The sequence below is a fragment of the Aurantimonas sp. 22II-16-19i genome (assembly GCF_002088275.1).
In the GTDB taxonomy this organism is placed as follows: domain Bacteria; phylum Pseudomonadota; class Alphaproteobacteria; order Rhizobiales; family Rhizobiaceae; genus Jiella.
This window is the reverse complement of the sequence record NZ_AQQS01000013.1, coordinates 1-18376: the sequence shown is the minus strand read 5'-3', so window position 1 is coordinate 18376 and position 18376 is coordinate 1. Positions and strand designations below refer to the sequence as shown.

The 18376-nt window shown below is 65.6% G+C and carries 20 protein-coding genes and 1 pseudogene; all 21 read left to right on the top strand.

The features are described 5' to 3' along the window. Positions 1–110: 110 nt before the first annotated feature. Entirely contained in the window at positions 111–974 is an 864-nt protein-coding gene (gene motA, locus ATO4_RS12140) for a flagellar motor stator protein MotA (RefSeq protein ID WP_083591791.1), read from the top strand. A gap of 4 nt (positions 975–978) precedes the next feature. After that, a complete protein-coding gene (locus ATO4_RS12135) occupies positions 979–1917 on the top strand; it encodes a FliM/FliN family flagellar motor switch protein (protein ID WP_083591790.1) in 939 nt (312 codons plus the stop codon). After that, entirely contained in the window at positions 1898–2266 is a 369-nt protein-coding gene (locus tag ATO4_RS12130) for a hypothetical protein (RefSeq protein ID WP_083591789.1), read from the top strand. Before ATO4_RS12135 ends, ATO4_RS12130 begins: the two co-directional genes overlap by 20 nt. 68 nt (positions 2267–2334) lie before the next feature. Then, positions 2335–2778 (top strand): flagellar motor switch protein FliN, encoded by a 444-nt coding sequence (gene fliN / locus ATO4_RS12125; RefSeq protein WP_245308716.1) that lies wholly within the window; start codon positions 2335–2337, stop codon positions 2776–2778. Between the two features lie 6 nt (positions 2779–2784). Next, positions 2785–3831: a FliG C-terminal domain-containing protein gene (locus ATO4_RS12120; RefSeq protein WP_083591788.1), complete on the top strand. Its 1047-nt coding sequence runs from the start codon at positions 2785–2787 to the stop codon at positions 3829–3831. Positions 3832–4044: 213 nt separating this feature from the next. Then, positions 4045–5130 carry a flagellar biosynthesis protein FlhB gene (flhB, locus tag ATO4_RS12115; RefSeq protein ID WP_083591787.1) on the top strand — a complete coding sequence of 362 codons (1086 nt, stop codon included), beginning with the start codon at positions 4045–4047 and terminating at the stop codon, positions 5128–5130. A 29-nt stretch (positions 5131–5159) separates the two neighbouring features. Continuing rightward, the gene (locus tag ATO4_RS12110) at positions 5160–5561 is read left to right on the top strand and encodes a hypothetical protein (RefSeq protein ID WP_083591786.1); all 402 of its coding nucleotides are present in this window, start codon (positions 5160–5162) and stop codon (positions 5559–5561) included. A 705-nt stretch (positions 5562–6266) separates the two neighbouring features. Next, positions 6267–6647 (top strand): flagellar basal body protein, encoded by a 381-nt coding sequence (locus ATO4_RS12100; protein WP_083591784.1) that lies wholly within the window; start codon positions 6267–6269, stop codon positions 6645–6647. 5 nt (positions 6648–6652) lie between these two features. Next, the gene (gene flgC / locus ATO4_RS12095; protein ID WP_083591889.1) at positions 6653–7069 is read left to right on the top strand and encodes a flagellar basal body rod protein FlgC; all 417 of its coding nucleotides are present in this window, start codon (positions 6653–6655) and stop codon (positions 7067–7069) included. Positions 7070–7071: 2 nt separating this feature from the next. After that, positions 7072–7386, top strand: a complete 315-nt coding sequence (locus ATO4_RS12090; RefSeq protein WP_083591783.1) for a flagellar hook-basal body complex protein FliE — start codon at positions 7072–7074, stop codon at positions 7384–7386. A 155-nt stretch (positions 7387–7541) separates the two neighbouring features. After that, on the top strand, positions 7542–8330 hold the full coding sequence (flgG, locus tag ATO4_RS12085) for a flagellar basal-body rod protein FlgG (protein WP_083591782.1): 789 nt from the start codon (positions 7542–7544) through the stop codon (positions 8328–8330). 4 nt (positions 8331–8334) lie between these two features. Then, complete coding sequence (gene flgA / locus ATO4_RS12080; RefSeq protein WP_083591781.1) at positions 8335–8829, top strand: flagellar basal body P-ring formation chaperone FlgA; 495 nt, start codon at positions 8335–8337, stop codon at positions 8827–8829. Beyond that, the gene (gene flgI / locus ATO4_RS12075) at positions 8826–10043 is read left to right on the top strand and encodes a flagellar basal body P-ring protein FlgI (RefSeq protein WP_083591780.1); all 1218 of its coding nucleotides are present in this window, start codon (positions 8826–8828) and stop codon (positions 10041–10043) included. The genes flgA and flgI overlap by 4 nt, the downstream gene beginning before the upstream one ends. A 5-nt stretch (positions 10044–10048) precedes the next feature. Then, on the top strand, positions 10049–10654 hold the full coding sequence (locus tag ATO4_RS12070; RefSeq protein WP_139802411.1) for a MotE family protein: 606 nt from the start codon (positions 10049–10051) through the stop codon (positions 10652–10654). Positions 10655–10665: 11 nt separating this feature from the next. Next, on the top strand, positions 10666–11376 hold the full coding sequence (gene flgH / locus ATO4_RS12065; protein WP_083591778.1) for a flagellar basal body L-ring protein FlgH: 711 nt from the start codon (positions 10666–10668) through the stop codon (positions 11374–11376). Positions 11377–11586: 210 nt separating this feature from the next. Beyond that, the gene (locus ATO4_RS12060) at positions 11587–12126 is read left to right on the top strand and encodes a flagellar basal body-associated FliL family protein (protein ID WP_083591777.1); all 540 of its coding nucleotides are present in this window, start codon (positions 11587–11589) and stop codon (positions 12124–12126) included. Beyond that, on the top strand, positions 12123–12911 hold the full coding sequence (gene fliP / locus ATO4_RS12055; RefSeq protein WP_083591776.1) for a flagellar type III secretion system pore protein FliP: 789 nt from the start codon (positions 12123–12125) through the stop codon (positions 12909–12911). The genes ATO4_RS12060 and fliP overlap by 4 nt, the downstream gene beginning before the upstream one ends. A gap of 143 nt (positions 12912–13054) precedes the next feature. Further along, the gene (locus ATO4_RS28690) at positions 13055–14353 is read left to right on the top strand and encodes a flagellin (RefSeq protein WP_083591775.1); all 1299 of its coding nucleotides are present in this window, start codon (positions 13055–13057) and stop codon (positions 14351–14353) included. Positions 14354–14684: 331 nt separating this feature from the next. Next, on the top strand, positions 14685–15974 hold the full coding sequence (locus ATO4_RS12045) for a flagellin (protein WP_083591774.1): 1290 nt from the start codon (positions 14685–14687) through the stop codon (positions 15972–15974). Positions 15975–16260: 286 nt separating this feature from the next. After that, positions 16261–17553, top strand: a complete 1293-nt coding sequence (locus ATO4_RS12040) for a flagellin (protein WP_083591773.1) — start codon at positions 16261–16263, stop codon at positions 17551–17553. Positions 17554–18209: 656 nt separating this feature from the next. After that, positions 18210–18376, top strand: a pseudogene (locus tag ATO4_RS12035) (flagellin); the annotation flags it as partial.

Sequence of the window (18376 nt, the reverse complement as noted above, 5' to 3'; positions counted from 1 at the left end):
CAGGCCCGCGCCCCGCAATTTCAGGGGCCGGACAGGGCGGGAGGATCAGGCTCGCGCAAGCGCTTCTGCCGTAGGCCAGTCCCCGCAGCAACGTGTATTCGAGGACGACAATGGGAATCCTGATTGGCCTGGTGGTGGCACTCGCCGCGATGCTCGGCGGCTTCGTCGCGATGGGTGGTCATCTCGAGGTGCTCGTGCAGCCCTTCGAATACGTCATCATTCTCGGCACCTCGCTCGGCACCTTCATCATCTCCAACTCGGCCAAGACCATCAAGGACACCGGCAAGGCGATGGGCGAGGCCTTCAAGAACAAGGTGCCCCACCAGAAGGACTATCTCGAGGTCCTGGGGCTCCTGCACAATCTGATGCGCGAGATGCGCTCGAAGTCGCGCTCGGAGGTCGAGGCCCATATCGACGACCCCAAGGAGTCGCCGATCTTCCAGGCCTATCCGAACATCATCAAGAACACCCCGATGCTGAACTTCATCTGCGACTATGCGCGGCTGATCATCATCGGCAATGCCCGCCCGCACGAGATCGAGGCGCTGATGGACGAGGAGATCCAGACCATCCACCACGATCTCCTCAAGGCCAAGCACGCCCTGCAGGACGTCACCGACGGCCTGCCGGCGATCGGCATCGTCGCCGCGGTGCTCGGCGTCATCAAGGCCATGGGCGCCCTCGACCAGCCGCCCGAGGTGCTGGGTGCCCTGATCGGCGCCGCGCTCGTCGGAACCTTCGCCGGCATCTTCTTCTCCTACGGCGTGTTCGGCCCGATCGCCGCCAAGATCAAGTATGTCCGCGAGAAGCAGGTTCGGGTCTTCGTCATCGTCAAGTCGACGCTCATCGCCTACATGAACGGTGCGATGCCGCAGGTGGCGCTGGAATACGGCCGCAAGGTCATCTCCGCTCACGATCGCCCGACCATCGACCAGGTCGAGAACGAGACCATCGGCGGCGGCGCGGGAGCCTGATCGCATGAGTGAAACCGCGATCGCCTCGGATCCGGCGGAGATCCACGCCCGCCTGAAGAGCGCCACCGAACTCGATCCCGCCCGCCTGCCGCGCCTGGCGCACATCTGCGCGGACTGGACCGACGAACTGAGCGCCCGGCTCCGCGAGCTTGCGCCGGGCGTCATCGAGATCGAATACCAGCAGTGCGAGGTGGAGGACGCCCCCGACCCCGAGGATGCCGAACTCGCCAAGGCGCTGATCGCGCCGCTGCTGTCGAACTGCTTTCTGCGGCCGAGCTTCGTGACGGCCGACCGCAAGCTCGTCGAACTGGTCGTTGCCACCTTCCTCGGCTGCGAGCCGTCCGCCGACCTCGCCCAGAGCCGGGAGCCGACGGCCCTCGACCAGCATTTCGTCCGGCTGTTCTTCGCCAAGGTGCTGGAGACGGCGGCGAAGGTGTTCCGGCCGATGACCGCCTTCGACCTGTCCCTCGGCAGCTTCGGCACCGCCGCCGACCTCGCCGAGACGATCGGCGAGGAAGCCGAGCGCTACTTCGTCTTCCGCTTCGAGTTGACGGCTGCCGGCTTCCAGGCGCCCTTCGCGCTGGCCCTGCCGAAAAGCTTCCTGTCGCCCCATCGCCGGTTTCTCAGCGGCACGCCGCAAAAGCCGGAAATGGCGTCCGACGAGGCCTGGAAGCGGGGCATCGAGGCGAGCTTCGCCCAGAGCGACCTCAAGATCGAGGCCGTGCTGTGCAAGAAGAACATCCCGCTGTCCCAGGTCGCCCGCTTCCACGTGGGCGCCACGATCGAGCTCGACGTCGGGCTGACCAGCCTCATTCCGCTCGAATGCGAGGACCGGCCGATGTTCCGCGCCCAGGTCGGGCGCTCGCGCGAATCCTACGTGGTGCGGATCGAGGAACGAATCGATCCCGCTCAGGAGTTCATCGATGACATCCTATCTGATTGACCTTCTCCTCGTCGTCGCGCTGGTCGTCACGGCGCTGCGCTGCGGCCGCATGCACAAGGAGCTGCGGGCGCTGCGCCAGGCCGATCTCGCGGTGGCGCTGACCGACGCCGAGGTCTCGCTCAACCGGGCGGCCGAGGCGATCGTCGGGGCGCGCTACGAGGGCGTCGAGGCGGTGCGGGCACTGGAGCGCCAGCTGGCCGAGGCCCGCAGCGTCGCCGACGACCTCTCGGCCCTCGTCACCCGTGCCGACTTTCACGTCCGTCGCGCCGTTCCGGACGCCGCCGCCGATCCCTACCGCGACATCTTCGCGGCTGCCCATGACAGGCTTCACGCCAGTCTGGCCCGTTAATCCCTAGATCCGAGCCGAACGGGGACGATGCGTCCCCCTCGAGGCCAAAGACCTGGAAAGAGCGATCCATGACCGATTCCGAACTGGACCTTGATCTCGAAGATTCCGACGAAGAGGAATCCGATCTGGGTGGTTTCGAGATGCCCACGGGCTTCGATCCGTCCGCGGCGATGGGCCGGGCCGGCGCGGCACGGGCGGAGGCGCCCGTCCAGTTCGAGCAGGCCGAGGATCAGGTCGATCTCAACCTCGTCATGGACGTGCCGGTGACCATGCAGGTGGTTCTCGGATCCGCGACCATGACCGTTGCCAACATCCTGAAGCTCGGCCGCGGCGCCGTCGTCAAGCTCGACACCAAGGTCGGCGATCCCGTCGACGTCGTCGTCAACGGGCGCATCGTCGCCCGCGGCGAGATCGTGGTGATCGACAAGGAGGAGCAGCGCTTCGGCATCACCCTCACCGACGTTGCGAAGCCCGGCTCCAAGCTGCAGGCCCGCAAGTCGCGCGCCGCCTGATCCGCCATGTCGATCATCGCCGCCTATGACGCCGAGTCCGGAGCGCACGAAAGCGGCGGCGCTCGCGCTGCCATCCTTCTGCTCGCCCTCGGCTCCCAGGGGGCGGCGCGTATCCTGAAGCATCTTTCGCCGGACGAGATCCGCATCATCCGCGAAAGCGCCGCCAGCCTTCCGACCGTCGGCCCGGAACACATCGACGAGGTCGTCGACGACTTCCAGAGCTACTTCAAGAAGGGGGCGGCGCTCACCGGCCCCGGCAAGGAGATGGTCGAGCTCCTCGAAAACGCGTTGTCGCGCGAGGAGTATGTCTCGATCTTCGATCCGGACAGCCGCGACCCGGCCCTCGCCGACCTCCTCGACAACAACCGCGAAGGCGACGTCTGGGAGGCGATCGCCGGCATGGAGGCGGTGCCGCTCTCCCAGAAGCTGCTCGGCGAGCATCCGCAGCTGGTGGCGATCGTCCTGGCGCGGCTTCCGCCGGAAATGGCCTCGGCGATCATCCGCGAATTCGTCCCCGCCATGCGCAACGACGTGATGCGCCGCATCCTCACCCTCAAGCCGCTCCAGTACACGGTGCAGACGGTCCTCGAGGGGCAGATCCGGCGCAACTTCGTGACCACCGGCGGCGACACCGAAGAGGGCGGCAGCCACGCCTTCCTCGCCGAGATCGTCAACCGGCTCGACAAGGATTCGTCGGAAGAGGTGCTGGAATCCCTGCGCGCCTCCCGCCCGAAGGACGCCGAGGCACTGGAAAAGCTGCTCTTCGCCTTCGAGGATCTGCCGTCCCTGCCGCTGAAGTCGCGCCTGACCCTGTTCGACGCTGTCGATGCCGAGGTCATGGTGCGGGCCCTCAGGGGCGCCGGACCGGAGATCGTCGAGCTCGTCCTGTCCTCGCTCGGCGCCAGAGCCCGGCGCATGGCCGAGGCCGAGCTCAAGCAGGACGTCACGCTGCAGAAGTCCGAGATCGACGGGGCGCGGCGCGAGATCGCCAAGCAGGCCCTGCGGCTTGCCGGCGAAGGCAAGCTCGTCCTGCGCGAGCAGCTCGAGGACTGAGACGCTCTCGGATCGATCGGATCGGGCAGTGTATCGGGCCCCGCGCGGCAGCTGAGCGGACATGAAGCCCGACGTCCCCAAGGGATCCGTCGGACGTCGTATGAGACCCGAGCCGCCGGCCCTGCCGGCTCATCTCGTAACACATGCGCAACCCTAATCGAACGTGGACCCGCCCCGGTTCATCCGACGTCAACGGCTTGAGGGAGTAGATCGTTGTCGGACGAGGATCGGTCGTCAAAGACAGAGGAGCCGACGGAGAAGAAAATCCGCGACACGGTCGAGAAGGGCAACCTTCCGGTCTCGCGCGAAGCTCCGATCCTGGCGTCTCTCCTGGCGGCGATGGCCTTCTTCACCTTGCAGGTGGGGGACGGGTCGGCACACCTGCTCCTCGCGCTCAAGTCGACGATGGAAAATCCGCTCCAGTGGGAGCTGGAGACAGGGGCCGATGCGTTACACGTTCTCGAGATGCTGGCGATCGAAATGGGTCGCTTCGTCATGCCGGCCCTGCTTCTGTTCATCGGCGGCGGCGTCGTCGCATCGCTCCTGCAGAATCCGCCGCAGATCAATTTCGAACGGATCGTTCCCAAGGCTTCGAACGTTTCTCTGTCTTCCGGCTTCCGCCGAATATTCGGCCTCAAGGGCGTGACGGAGTTCGGCAAGGCCATGTTCAAGTTCATCGCCATCGGCGTCATCGTCAGCTCCATCCTCGTTTCGGGCTTCCCGACGATGATGAAGACCATGTACGCCGACCCCGTGCTGATGCCCGAGCTGATCCTGCAGATGGCGATGAAGCTGCTGTCGGCGGTGTCGATCGCCACGATCGTCCTCGTCGCCGCCGACATCGCCCTGTCGCGCATGCACTGGAAGCGCGACCTGATGATGTCGAAGCAGGAGATCAAGGACGAATCCAAGCAGATGGAGGGCGATCCGATGATCAAGGCCCGCCAGCGCCAGATCGCCCGCGACCGCATCCGGCGCCGGATGATGGCCGACGTGCCGAAGGCGACGCTCGTCATCGCCAACCCGACCCACTACGCCATCGCCCTTCGCTACGTGCGCGAGGACGGCGGCGCGCCGATCGTCGTCGCCAAGGGAACCGACCTCCTCGCCCTCAAGATCCGCGAAATCGCCGAGGCGAACGACGTGCCCGTCATCGAGGACAAGCTCTTGGCAAGGTCTATGTACGATCATGTCGAGATCGACCAGATGATCCCGCCACAGTTCTTCAAGGCCGTCGCCGAAATCATCTATTATCTGTACACTCGGTCCGGGACCAAGATGGGAGTTGCCACAGCTTAGCCATGCTCGATATCAGGAAAAGATCGACCATGTCGCGCGAGCGGGCGCTCGCGGATGGCATCAAGGAAGTCGCCGCTGAACTGCGGCTCGTCGACGTCGTCGACTACATCGCGTTCCTTCGGCTGGAGCGCTTCGGCAATCTGGCCGACATCGTCACCTCCTCGTCGGAACTCTACCTGAAGCCGGGCGTCCTGCGCTTTGCCGATGGCGGCGAGGTCCGGCTGAAATGGGGCGAGGTGCCGGTCATCATCCTGGCGCTGGAATTTCGCCATGCCGGCGTCACCGCGCATCTTCACCTGGAGCTCGGCGCCACCACCGCTGCCGTCGACATCATCCATGTGAGCTTCGACGAGCGCCCGGCCAGCCGGGACGAGGAAGTGGTGTTCCTGATGAACGCCATTGCCGACGCGCATCTGAAGGTCGCCGACTAGCGCGTCGCCGGGCGAGGCGGGCAACCGGCCCTCCGGCGGGAGCATCCGGACACGGGACAGGGGACGCCCGGCCGAAGCGGCCGGGCTCTTCGCGTTTGCGGATCGGCGCGGCACTGGTCGCCGCCCGCCGCTTCCCCTGCCGCTCCGCCAGCCGCTCATCCTGCCCCAGCCACCTTTGCGGAACGGCGGAGCGGGGCGCATGTCCCTCGCCCCGCCCTTCGAAAGACGGCCTCGCCGAGCCACGCTCTATGGTGGATCGAAAGGCCACGGTCTCCCGTCCCGCCGAAATCTCTCGATCCCCTTTCCCCTTGTGGAGCGGCGGCCTCTCGCGGCGTTCGCGGGGCATTGGCCGCTTCGCCGGCCGCGGCATCCGGGCCGAGACCGACCGTCCGGCGCCGAGGCGGCTCCGCTGGACGCGCCGCGCCGGATCCTCTCGGCACCAGGCCTTCCGGCACCAGGCCTTCCGGCATCAGCCTTTCTTCGGGGTCGCTTTTTCCTTGGCCTTCCGCGATGTCGCCACCGCTTCCACTCGCGGCGGGACTTCGCCAGCGATGTGAAGAGGATGGCCGCTCCGGGGCAAGGCCGATCCGATCATATGATGTGCTTAGCTTATGGTTTTCCCGCGCAGAAGCCGGTTCTCCTACAAGTTTCGGACAAGTGGCCCGGCGTAGAAGCGGGTCAGTCGAAGCACATGGAAGTTTCGCAATGGATAACGCCTACATCTTCGGTATCGCCTCCCAGCGGAACGCATGGTTGACGGCTCGCCAGTCCGTGGTCGCCCAGAACGTCGCGAACGCCGATACGCCCGAGTACAAGACCAAGGACATCGCGCCTTTCGAGGACGTGTTGCACGACATCGGCGTGCGCCTGGTCACCGACAACAGCGCCCATCTCTCCATCGGCGGCGGGCAGAGCGAAGGCGTCGCGCGCACCGGCCAGCGGGACTGGACGGTCGAGACCACCGACAAGGACGTGACGATCGAGGAGGAGATGCTGAAGGGCGGCGAGATCGCCCGCTCCTATTCGCTCAACACCTCGATCGTCAAAGCCTTCCACCGCATGATGCTTAACGCAGTGAAGGGTTGACCGGCATGATCGATCCGATCGTTTCCTCGCTGAAGATCGCCTCCAGCGGCCTCTCCGCCCAGTCGACCCGCCTGCGCGTCGTCTCGGAGAACATCGCCAACGTCAACACGACGGGCGAAACCGCCGGGGCCGATCCCTACCAGCGCAAGACCGTCACCTTCGGCGCCGAACTCGACCGCATGATCGGTGCCGATCTCGTCAAGGTGTCGCAGGTCGGGCGCGACGACAGCCCGTACGTCGTCGAGCACGATCCCGGCAATCCGGCCGCCAATGCCGACGGCTACGTCAAGATGCCGAACGTCAACATGCTGGTCGAAATGGCCGACATGCGCGAGGCCAACCGCTCCTACGAGGCCAATCTCCAGGTGGTGAAACAGGCCCGTGAACTCATCAACATGACCATCGATCTCCTGAGGAGTTGACCATGATCCCTGCTATCGGATCGAGCCTTCCGAGGGTCGAGCTCGCCCCCACCGGCAACGTCGGCGCCGCCGGTGCGTCGCGCGTCGGGGAGGTGGGCGGCCAGAACTTCGGCGCCGTCCTCACCCAGCTCGCCACCGACGCCGTCTCGACGATGAAGACCGCCGAGGCGACCTCGATCAAGGGCGTCTCCGGCGAAGCCTCGACCCAGGCCGTCGTCGAAGCGGTGATGGACGCCGAACGCACCCTGCAGACGGCGATCGCCGTTCGCGACAAGGCCGTCGCCGCCTATCTCGAACTGTCCCGCATGGCGATCTGACCGGACGGCGGCGGGCGAGAGCCGCCCTGCCGCAGCGCCAGCCTCCCGCCACGGCTTTGCGGCCGCGCTTTCCTCACCCGCCGGCGGTTGCCGCCGAGCCTGCGGGCGATCCCCATTCCCGAGCCTGCGGGCGATCTCGATTCACGGAGTCTTCCATGCGTGCGCTAGCCATTGCCGCCACCGGCATGAATGCCCAGCAGACCAATGTCGAGGTGATCGCGAACAACATCGCGAACATCAACACCACCGGCTTCAAGCGGGCGAGGGCGGAATTCACCGATCTGCTCTACCAGATCGAGCGGATGCAGGGCGTGCCCAATCGCGGCGGCGAGGGCGTCGTGCCGGAAGGCGCGCAGCTCGGTCTCGGCGTCCGGCTCGCGGCGATCCGCAACGTGCATCTCCAGGGTACCCTGAACCAGACCGGCAACAAGTTCGATCTCGCCATCAACGGCAATGGCTGGTTCCAGATCCAGGGGCCTGGCGGCGAGACGCTCTACACCCGCGACGGCGCCTTCAACACGAGCGCCACCGGCCAGCTCGTCACCCTCGACGGCTTCACCGTCGATCCCGGCATCACCGTGCCGGCGAACACCACCGAGGTGACGGTCAATGCCAGCGGCGAGGTCTATGCCTCGATCGACGGCCAGGTCGCGCCGCAGCTGCTCGGCCAGCTGACGATCGCCACCTTCCCGAACGATGCCGGCCTGTCCGCGCAGGGCGGCAACCTCTTCCGCGAGACCATCGCCTCCGGCGGGCCGGTGGCCGGTGTCGCCGGCGAGGAGGGCTACGGCACGATCAACCAGGGCTATCTGGAAGACTCCAACGTCGACCCGGTCAAGGAGATCTCCGAGCTGATCTCGGCCCAGCGCGCCTACGAGATGAACTCCAAGGTCATCACCGCCGCCGACGAGATGTCGAGCGTCATCTCCAAGGGCATGAGGTAGTATCATGAACATCGCCTCGAGGACGCTGGCGGCCCGGATCGCCCGGACTTGCGCTCTCGCCGCGTTCGCGCTGGCGGCCGTCGGGGCGAAGGGCCTTCCGGCGAGGGCCGCCGAACTGCAGATGCCGGTGCCGGTGGCGATGGTCTACCCCGGCCAGAACATCGTCGAGCGCGGCCTGTCGCTCGGCGACTTCATCGTCAAGGACGACAAGGTCGACCTCTTCGTGCTCGACGAGAGCATGCTCGCGGGCATGGTCGCCAAGCGTACGCTCCTGCCCGGCAACGCCATCCGCCTGACCGACATCGCGCTGCCCGACCTCGTCAAGGCCGGCGCCCAGGTCACCCTCGTCTATCGCGAGTCCGGCCTCGTCATCACCGGTCTCGGCACCGCGCTCGCCTCCGGCGCCGCCGGCGACATGGTCAAGGTCCGCAACCTCGACAGCGGCATCGTCGTCGCCGGCGTGGTGGAGCAGGACGGAACGATCAGGATCGTCGGATGAGGCTGTTTTCCTTCGCCCGCGCGCTTCTGGCCGCAGCCCTCCTCGCCCAGGCGGGCCCGTTGGCCTCGACGGCCCGGGCGGCCGACATGGTCGCAAGCCGCGGCCTGGCCGGCGAGCGAAGCTATGCCGAACCGTTCCGGCCCGTGCGCGGCGATCCCGCCTCGGCGGCCGGCACCGTGCGCATCAAGGACATCACCGCGGTCCGAGGCGTCAGGCCCAACCAGCTCGTCGGCTACGGCCTGATCGTCGGCCTGCAGGGTTCCGGCGATTCCATGCGCAACTCCCCCTTCACCGAGCAGTCGCTGCAGTCGATGCTCGATCGCATGGGCGTCAACATCCGCTCCCAGAGCGCCCGCGGCAAGAATGTCGCGGCCGTCACGGTGACGGCGGAACTGCCGCCCTTCATCGGCACCGGCCAGCGCATCGACGTGACCGTGGCGTCGCTGGGCGACGCTTCCTCGCTGATGGGCGGAACGCTGGTGATGACGCCGCTCTACGGCGCCGACGGCGAGATCTACGCGGTGGCGCAGGGCTCCGTCGCGGTGTCCGGCTTCACCTCGGAAGGCGACGGCGAAAAGCTCACTCAGGGCGTGCCGACCAGCGGTCGCATCGCCAACGGCGCCCTCGTCGAGCGCGAGGTGCCCGGCTCCTTCAACGACGACGGCAAGCTCGCCTACGAACTCATGAACCCGGACTTCAAGACCGCCATCCGCATGGTCGACGTGATCAACGAATACGCCGTCAAGCGCTGGGGCATTGCCGTGGCCCAGGAAGAGGATCTGCGGACCGTGCATCTGCACCGGCCGCAGAAGGTCTCCGCCACCCGCTTCCTGGCCGAACTCGGTGATCTGCGCGTGGCGCCCGACCAGCCCGCCCGCGTCGTGATCGACGAGCGCACCGGCACCGTGGTGATCGGCAAGGACGTGCAGATCTCGACCGTCGCGCTGACCCACGGCAACCTCACCGTCCGGGTCACCGAGATGCCGTCGGTGTCCCAGCCGGCACCGTTGTCGGACGGCCAGACGGTGGTGACGTCGGAAACCCTCATCGAGGTCCAGCAGGATGGCGGCAACTTCGCCTTTGTCGGCGGCGCCGATCTCGAAACGGTCGTTCGCGGCCTCAACCGCATCGGTCTGAAGCCGACCGGGATCATCGCGATCCTGCAGGCGATCAAGACGTCCGGTGCTCTCCAGGCGGAACTCGTGGTGCAATGATGACGATGACGATGACGATCCGGACGACCCTCGCTGGCTCCAAGGCGCTTCTGGCCGGGGCGATCCTCTGTCTCTCCACGGTCGGTGCCCTGGCCGCCGGCGCCGGCGGCCAGGGCGACGCGGCCGCCCAGAGGCCGGTGATCCCGCCCCAGGAGCTGCGGGTCATCGACGAGAACGGCAACCCCGTCGGACCGCCGGCGCCGGCGACCGAGGTGGAGAAATACTGCCTCAACATCGCCGACAAGGCGCAGGAGCAGCGCTATTCCCTGCAGCGGGCCAAGCTGATGGAACTGGAGAGCGAGGTCGGCAAGCAGATCGACGAGCTGGAGCGGCGGCGCGCCGACTACAAGGAGTGGCTCGCCGAGCGCAAGAAGTTCCTCGACAGCGCCTCGGTCATCGTCGTCGACATCTATGCCAAGATGAATGCGACGTCCGCCGCGGCCCAGCTCGGCAAGCTCGACCGCGACGCCGCCGCCTCCGTCCTCGTCAAGCTGAAGCCGCGCCAGGCGAGCTCGATCCTGGCCGAGATGGACACCAACACCGCCGCCGAGATCGCCGGCCGCATTGTGCAGAAGACGGCCGCCGGCACGACCGCCGCGCCGCCGGCGTAGGAGACGCGTTCGTGAACAAGACGCTGGTTGCAGTTTCGGTCCTCGCGGCGCTCGCCGGCTGTTCGACCACCAAGGAAGACTTCCTGCGCGAGCCGCAGCTGTCGCCGGTCGGCAGCGGTCTCTATGAATACCCGCCGGTGACGGTCCAGCCGGCCGCGTTCCCGGCCGCCGGTCCGAGCTCGCGCCATTCGCTGTGGTCGGACGACCGGGCGGACTTCTACCAGGATCCGCGCGCCCTCGACGTCGGCGACATCGTCACCGTCAAGATCGAGATCAAGGATCAGGCGTCGCTCGACAACAACTCGAAGCGCTCGCGCACCTCGGGCGTCGGGGCGAAGCTCGGCCTCGGCGGCTTCCTCGGCAACTGGGTGCTGCCGGATGTCGACGCCAGCCTGTCGGCGGACGGCTCGTCCGAAGCCGAAGGCAAGGGCAAGGTCACCCGTTCGGAGAAGATCAACCTGTCGGTCGCCGCGGTCGTCACGCAGAAGCTGCCCAACGGCAACCTGTTCATCTCCGGCCAGCAGGAGATGCGGGTCAACTTCGAGGTGCGGGTGCTGTCGATCGCCGGCATCATCCGGCCGCGCGACATCCTGCCCAACAACACGATCGACTACGACAAGATTGCCGAGGCGCGCATTTCCTACGGCGGACGCGGCCGGCTCACCGAGGTGCAGCAGCCGGGCTGGGGCCAGCAGATCTACGACATCGTCGCTCCCTACTGACCGCGCCGGACGCCGTTCTCGACGTCCTTCGACCCTCGACCTCCGGCCAGGCTCCCGCCCGGCCGGAGGTCGATCCGTTTCGGGCAGGGCTTTCTCGGCCCGCGCAAGTCTCGCGATAGCAAGCCGGTTTACGCAAGGGGCGACTGGTCGGGGTCGCGGGTCATGACGAACCGCCCGGACCGGTCCCTGAGCTAAAGAAGGCTTTGCTCGATGGCCGAGACGGACAATTCGGAACAGGATGCGGGCGGCAGCAAGAAGGGCGGCATGATGCCGACCATCATCGCCGCGGTGGTCGTCACGCTGATCGCGGCGGGCGCCGGAGCGGGGCTCGGCTCCGTACTCGGTTCCAGCGCGCCGCCGGCCGAGCCCGCCCAACCCGCCGAGCCCGAACCGCATGCCGAAGCGGACGCCAAGGCGCCGGCGAAGTCGGACATCGCCAAGGCGGAAGACGAGCCGACGCCGCTGCAGCTGGTCGAGCTGAAGCCCGTCCTCACCAACATCTACTCGCCGACGGATTCGTGGCTGCGAATCGAGGCCTCCCTCGTCGTCAAGCAGGACGGCAGCGTCAACGCCGAGATCCTGGCGGCGGAGATCGAGGCCGATACGCTGGCCTTCCTCAGATCGGTGCAGCTGGCCCAGGTCGAGGGATCGCGCGGCCTCCTCCACCTTCGCGACGATCTGCGCGAGCGCGCCAAGCTGCGCTCGCCGGCGGTGGTCGACTATCTGATCCGCACGATGGTGGCGGAATGAGACGCGGCCTCCTCGCTTGCGCGCTGGCGGCCGGCGTCCTTCTCCTGGCGGTCCATCCGAGCCTCGCCCAGAGCTCCAGCAACGTCGTCCAGACGCTGTCCGACCTGTTGCCGGAAGGCGACGCCTCGGTCTCCGGCCGCATCGTCCAGCTGTTCGGCATCGTCACCGTCCTGTCGATCGCGCCGGGTCTCCTGGTGATGGTGACGTCGTTCACCCGCATCGTCATCGCCCTGTCGATCCTGCGCACGGGGCTCGGCCTGCAGACGACGCCCGCCAACCTGATCCTGATCTCGCTCGCTTTGTTCATGACCTTCTTCGTCATGGCTCCGACCTTCGACAAGGCATGGCGCGACGGCCTGCAGCCGATGCTCTCCAACGAGATCACCGAGGAGGAGGCGTTCTACCGCATCTCGGAGCCCTTCAAGGACTTCATGCTGACCCAGGTCCGCCCGTCGGATCTCGCGCTGTTCGACAGCCTCGCGGCGAACAACAGCCGCGATCGGGTGGAGCCGGAAGAGCAGGGGGCCGCCGACGAGCGCGACGTCGATCTGAGGGTCCTCATCCCGGCGTTCATGATTTCGGAGCTGCGGCGAGGGTTCGAGATCGGCTTCCTGATCGTCCTGCCGTTCCTGGTCATCGACATGATCGTCGCGACACTGACCATGTCGATGGGCATGATGATGCTGCCGCCGACGATCATCTCGTTGCCTTTCAAGATCTTGTTCTTCGTCCTGATCGACGGATGGAACATGCTGGTGGGATCGCTGGTGCGTTCATTCTTCTGACGTTCGGTGATCGACCCCGCCGTTTTAACCGGCGTTTAACGTTAAAAAACTAGGTTAACTTCATCGGCGCCGGCATGAAGCGAGGGCCTTTGGAGATGGTGGCGCCCAATGAACGGGCAGCTTGCCTGTAAAGGTTGACTAGTATGACGAGTATCATCACCAACGTCGCTGCAATGACGGCCCTGCAGACCCTCCAGCAGACCAACAGGGCGATGGAGGAGACCCAGAACAAGATCTCGACCGGCTACCGCGTCGCAGAAGCCAAGGACAACGCCGCCTACTGGTCCATCGCGACCGGCATGCGTTCGGACAATTCGGCGATGTCCGCCGTTTACGATTCGCTCGGCATCGGTGAGGCCACCGTCGATTCGGCCTATACCGGTCTGGCCTCCGCCAAGGACGTGCTCGACACGATCAAGGCCAAGCTGACGGCCGGTTCGGCCGACGGCGTCGACAAGGCCAAGGTCCAGGACGAGATCAAGTCTCTCCAGGAGCAGCTGCGCACCATCGCCGACTCCTCCTCCTTCTCCGGCCAGAACTGGCTGTCCACCGGCTCCTCGTCATCGCTGACGAAGGAGATCGTCTCCTCGCTGTCGCGCAGCTCGGACGGCGCGCTGAACGTCGGCTCGATCACCGTCGACATCACCGACATCCGGCTCTTCTCCGACAACGGTGCCGGCACGGACACCGGCATCCTCAACAAGACGATCGACCTGACCAAGTACACCAACACCTCGGGCGTCGCCACGACGGTCGAGACGACCGCGGTGTCCTTCGCCGCTGCCGACGACCTCGTGACCTTCTCGGTCAAGCAGGGCGGCGCCGCGGCCAAGACGGTCGAGATCACCGACCAGACGCTGCTCGACGCCGGCCTCACCGACACCACCATCCGGTCCAACGCCGACCTCGCCGCCGTCCTGAAGCAGGCGCTGAAGGATGCCGACATCACCGGCATCGACGTGACCATCGACGCCACGGACAACGTCGTCTTCGGCTCCACCGACGACTTCTCGCTGGGTGACGCCGTCGCCTCCGGCACCACCGGCCTGACCGCGACGAGCCTCGGCCTGAACACCACCGCCGCCACGACCTCGCCTGCCTCGGCAGGGGCGATCTCGGTGATGGACATCGACATCTCGCTGTCGACCATCACCGCGGCCGACGTGAACAACTACATCCGCGTCGTCGATTCCGCGCTGTCGCAGGTCACGACCGCAGCCTCGACCCTCGGCGCCATCCAGAACCGCGTCAGCATGCAGAAGGACTTCGTGTCCAAGCTGATGGATACGATCGACAAGGGCGTCGGCACGCTGGTCGACGCCGACATGACCGAGGAATCCACCCGCCTCAAGGCGCTGCAGACCCAGCAGCAGCTCGGCGTCCAGGCGCTCTCGATCGCCAACTCCTCCAGCCAGGCGATCATGCAGCTCTTCCAGAACTGATCGTCCTCCAGCGACAGCCAGACGTCGCATCGAGCCGCCCTTCGGGGCGGCTTTTTTATGTCTGAAAGACCAATTGTACTACGTACTTTCTAGTCAAAATCAATTAACTACGAGCATTTTACCTAAATTAACCACGCTTTTTAGTCTTAATCGCAAGTCGCCTGTTTGGCTCTTCCAGTTAACTCATCGGAAGGGGTGAGGGCGCATGTTGGTTGTCATAGCGAGGCGGTCGAAGACGAAGAGCAAAAGACCGCAGGCATGATGCCGTTTTGCTATCCCGGCCGACCCGGATTGTCCCAGTTATTGTATATTCGCGTATGGGACGCAGATTATGACCAGCATCATCACCAATACTTCCGCGATGACGGCTCTCCAGAGCCTGCAGTCGATCAACAACGCCCTCGACACGACCCAGGGCCGCATCTCCACCGGCTACCGGGTCTCGGAAGCTCAGGACAACGCCGCCTACTGGTCGATCGCGACCACCATGCGGGCCGACAACAACGCCCTGTCCGCCGTCTCCGACTCGCTCGGCATCGGCGCCGCCACGGTCGACGCTGCCTATACCGGTCTCAACTCGGCCAAGGACAGGCTCGACACGATCAAGGCCAAGCTGACCACCGCCACCTCCGACGGCGTCGACAAGTCCAAGGTCCAGTCGGAAATCACGGCCCTCCAGGGTCAGCTGCAGACGATCGCGGAATCGGCCTCCTTCTCCGGCCAGAACTGGCTCTCCACCGGCTCTTCGACGGCCCTGTCGAAGGAGATCGTCTCCTCGATCGCCCGTGACGCCACCGGCTCGCTGACCGTCGGCTCGATCGCCGGCGACATCACCAGTGTCCGCCTCTTCTCCGACAACGGGGCCGGCGTTGACACGGGCATCCTCAACAAGACCATCGACCTGACCAAGTACACCAACACCGCGGGCGTCGCCACGACGGTCGAGACGACCGCGGTGTCCTTCGCCGCTGCCGACGACCTCGTGACCTTCTCGGTGAAGGTGGGCGGCGCTGCGGCCAAGACGGTCGAGATCACCGACCAGACGCTGCTCGACGCCGGCCTCACCGACACCACCATCCGGTCGAACGCCGATCTGGCCGCCGTGCTGACCCAGGCCCTGAAGGATGCCGACATCACCGGCATCGACGTTTCGATCGACGGCACGGACAACGTCGTCCTGTCCTCGACCGACACCTTCTCGCTCGGCGACGCGGCGGCTTCCGGCACCACCGGCATCACCGCGGCCAGCCTCGGCCTCAACACCACGGCGGCGACCACCACCTCGGCATCCGCCGGTGCCGCGGCCGTCGACACGATCGACATCACCTCGGCGTCGGTCACCGACATCAAGAACTTCATCAAGGTGGTCGACGAGGCGCTCTCGCAGGTCACCAGCGCGGCCTCCAGCCTCGGTGCGATCCAGAACCGCATCGACATGCAGACCGACTTCGTCTCCAAGCTGATGGATACCGTCTCCGAAGGTGTCGGTTCACTGGTCGACGCCGACATGACGGAAGAGTCCACCCGCCTCAAGGCGCTGCAGACACAGCAGCAGCTCGGCGTCCAGGCGCTCTCGATCGCCAACTCCTCCTCGGAATCGCTGCTGTCGCTCTTCCGCTAAGAACTGGAAGGGAAGGGGTTTTCCTTCCCCGAGCCTTCGACCAGACGAAAGGGCCCGGCATCACGCCGGGCCCTTTTTACGTTCCGTTAAGCCTAATTCTTCTTTCCGATCAGCGGTTTTCGTGCCTCTCGGCGAAATTAAGCTTTTATAATGATCGGGCGTCGCATCAATTGGCCATCGCGAAGCTGCCCCGGGAAAGAGTAAGGGGCGCAGGCATGATGCCGTTTCGCCATACCGGCCAACCCGGAATGTCCCTCGAGTATGTTCTGCGTACGGGACTTCGACAATGACCAGCATCAACACCAATACTTCGGCAATGACGGCTCTCCAGAGCCTGCAGTCGATCAACAACGCCCTCGACACGACCCAGGGCCGCATCTCCACCGGCTACCGGGTTGCCGACGCCAAGGACAACGCCGCCTACTGGTCGATCGCGACCACCATGCGGTCCGACAACAACGCCCTGTCCGCCGTCGCCGACTCGCTCGGCATCGGTGCCGCCACGGTCGACGCCGCCTATACCGGCCTCGACTCGGCCAAGGACATGCTCGACACGATCAAGGCCAAGCTGACCACCGCCACCTCCGACGGCGTCGACAAGGCGAAGGTCCAGTCCGAGATCACCGCCCTCCAGGGCCAGCTGCAGACGATCGCGGAATCGGCCTCCTTCTCCGGCCAGAACTGGCTCTCCACCGGCTCCTCGACGGCGTTCAACAAGGAAATCGTCTCCTCGATCGCCCGTGACGCCACCGGCTCGCTGACCGTCGGCTCGATCGCCGTCGACATCACCGACATCCGCCTCTTCGGCGACGTCGCGTCGGGCGGCATCCAGGAGGGCATTCTCGACAAGACGATCGACCTGACCACCTACACCAACAACTCGGGCGTCGCCGCGACGGTCGAGACGAGTGCGGTGTCCTTCGCGAATGCCAACGACCTCGTGACCTTCTCGGTCAAGCAGGGCGGCGCTGCGGCCAAGACGGTCGAGATCACCGACCAGACGCTGCTCGACGCCGGCCTCACCGACACGACGATCCGCTCGAACGCCGACTTGGCGGCCGTCCTGACCCAGGCCCTGAAGGATGCCGACATCATCGGCATCGACGTGTCGATCAACGCCACTGACAACGTCGTCCTCGCCTCGACCGACACCTTCTCGCTGGGCGACGCGGCGGCTTCCGGCACCACCGGCATCACCGCGGCCAGCCTCGGCCTCGCCGCAACGGCGACCGCCACCAGCACGGCTTCCGCCGATGCGACGTCGGTCATGGACATCGACATCGCCACGGCGTCGGTCACCGACATCAAGAACTTCATCAAGGTGGTCGACGAGGCGCTGTCGCAGGTCACCAGCGCGGCCTCCAGCCTCGGCGCCATCCAGAACCGCGTCGAGATGCAGACCGACTTCGTCTCCAAGCTGATGGATACCGTCTCCGAAGGTGTCGGCACGCTGGTCGACGCCGACATGACGGAAGAGTCCACCCGCCTCAAGGCGCTGCAGACCCAGCAGCAGCTCGGCGTCCAGGCGCTCTCGATCGCCAACTCCTCCTCGGAATCGCTGCTGTCGCTCTTCCGCTAAGGGAAAACGCCCTCGATCGATCGCGACAGTCTCGCGATCGATCGCCCACCGAAACGAGAGGCCCGGCAATCTGCCGGGCCTTTTTCGTTTCGGCTGTCTGCTTCAGGCGCAACGCCCGCCCGTCGGCCGCCGCAGGCGCGGCCCTCACGTCGTCCGGCTCGCGCGCAACCCTCTTTGCCGCCACCCGCACCCGCACCGGGCCCGCCCACTCACGCGGTTTCGCCTGGGTCCACAAGAGAGCCGGCCTGGCGTGTCGCGATCAGAGGTTGGCCGGACGGCGCTTGCATCCCGACATCGCGGCAGACGCCGGTCCGACCTTGCAGGATCGGCCATCGCCGCTTTGGCCGGCGCTCCAAGCTGGGGAATGGCGCTGGATCGCGGGATGTCGCGTGAACCGACGATTCATGATGAATCGAGCTGGTAAATAAATAAGGTTAACGCCTAAGAATTAACTACCAATCTTTGTGTTCCATTAGCGTTGAATCTGTGTCCGCCGGCGTTAACATTGCGTGTTAAGGGTTTGGAGTGAGTCCGGGACCCAAAGTCTGGTCATGACGAAGCGATCAAACAAACAAAGATCGCAGGCATGATGCCGTTTCGTTATTCCGGCCGATCCGGACTGTTCCCAAATTATACTCGCGTATGGGACGCAGAGAATGACCAGCATCAACACCAATACTTCCGCAATGACGGCTCTCCAGAGCCTGCAGTCGATCAACAACGCCCTCGACACGACCCAGGGCCGCATCTCCACCGGCTACCGGGTCTCGGAAGCTCAGGACAACGCCGCCTACTGGTCGATCGCGACCACCATGCGGTCCGA

Excerpts from the sequence above, each read along its gene's own strand:
- ATO4_RS28690 (WP_083591775.1), top strand. The coding sequence starts at position 13,055 with ATGACGAGTATCATCACCAACGTCGCTGCAATGACGGCCCTGCAGACC.
- ATO4_RS12090 (WP_083591783.1), top strand. The coding sequence starts at position 7,072 with ATGATCCCTGCTATCGGATCGAGCCTTCCGAGGGTCGAGCTCGCCCCC.
- ATO4_RS12110 (WP_083591786.1), top strand. The coding sequence starts at position 5,160 with ATGTCGCGCGAGCGGGCGCTCGCGGATGGCATCAAGGAAGTCGCCGCT.
- motA (WP_083591791.1), top strand. The coding sequence starts at position 111 with ATGGGAATCCTGATTGGCCTGGTGGTGGCACTCGCCGCGATGCTCGGC.
- ATO4_RS12100 (WP_083591784.1), top strand. The coding sequence starts at position 6,267 with ATGGATAACGCCTACATCTTCGGTATCGCCTCCCAGCGGAACGCATGG.
- ATO4_RS12120 (WP_083591788.1), top strand. The coding sequence starts at position 2,785 with ATGTCGATCATCGCCGCCTATGACGCCGAGTCCGGAGCGCACGAAAGC.
- fliP (WP_083591776.1), top strand. The coding sequence starts at position 12,123 with ATGAGACGCGGCCTCCTCGCTTGCGCGCTGGCGGCCGGCGTCCTTCTC.
- ATO4_RS12045 (WP_083591774.1), top strand. The coding sequence starts at position 14,685 with ATGACCAGCATCATCACCAATACTTCCGCGATGACGGCTCTCCAGAGC.
- ATO4_RS12040 (WP_083591773.1), top strand. The coding sequence starts at position 16,261 with ATGACCAGCATCAACACCAATACTTCGGCAATGACGGCTCTCCAGAGC.
- flgI (WP_083591780.1), top strand. The coding sequence starts at position 8,826 with ATGAGGCTGTTTTCCTTCGCCCGCGCGCTTCTGGCCGCAGCCCTCCTC.
- ATO4_RS12130 (WP_083591789.1), top strand. The coding sequence starts at position 1,898 with ATGACATCCTATCTGATTGACCTTCTCCTCGTCGTCGCGCTGGTCGTC.
- ATO4_RS12070 (WP_139802411.1), top strand. The coding sequence starts at position 10,049 with ATGACGATGACGATCCGGACGACCCTCGCTGGCTCCAAGGCGCTTCTG.
- fliN (WP_245308716.1), top strand. The coding sequence starts at position 2,335 with ATGACCGATTCCGAACTGGACCTTGATCTCGAAGATTCCGACGAAGAG.
- ATO4_RS12135 (WP_083591790.1), top strand. The coding sequence starts at position 979 with ATGAGTGAAACCGCGATCGCCTCGGATCCGGCGGAGATCCACGCCCGC.
- ATO4_RS12060 (WP_083591777.1), top strand. The coding sequence starts at position 11,587 with ATGGCCGAGACGGACAATTCGGAACAGGATGCGGGCGGCAGCAAGAAG.
- flgC (WP_083591889.1), top strand. The coding sequence starts at position 6,653 with ATGATCGATCCGATCGTTTCCTCGCTGAAGATCGCCTCCAGCGGCCTC.
- flgG (WP_083591782.1), top strand. The coding sequence starts at position 7,542 with ATGCGTGCGCTAGCCATTGCCGCCACCGGCATGAATGCCCAGCAGACC.
- flgA (WP_083591781.1), top strand. The coding sequence starts at position 8,335 with ATGAACATCGCCTCGAGGACGCTGGCGGCCCGGATCGCCCGGACTTGC.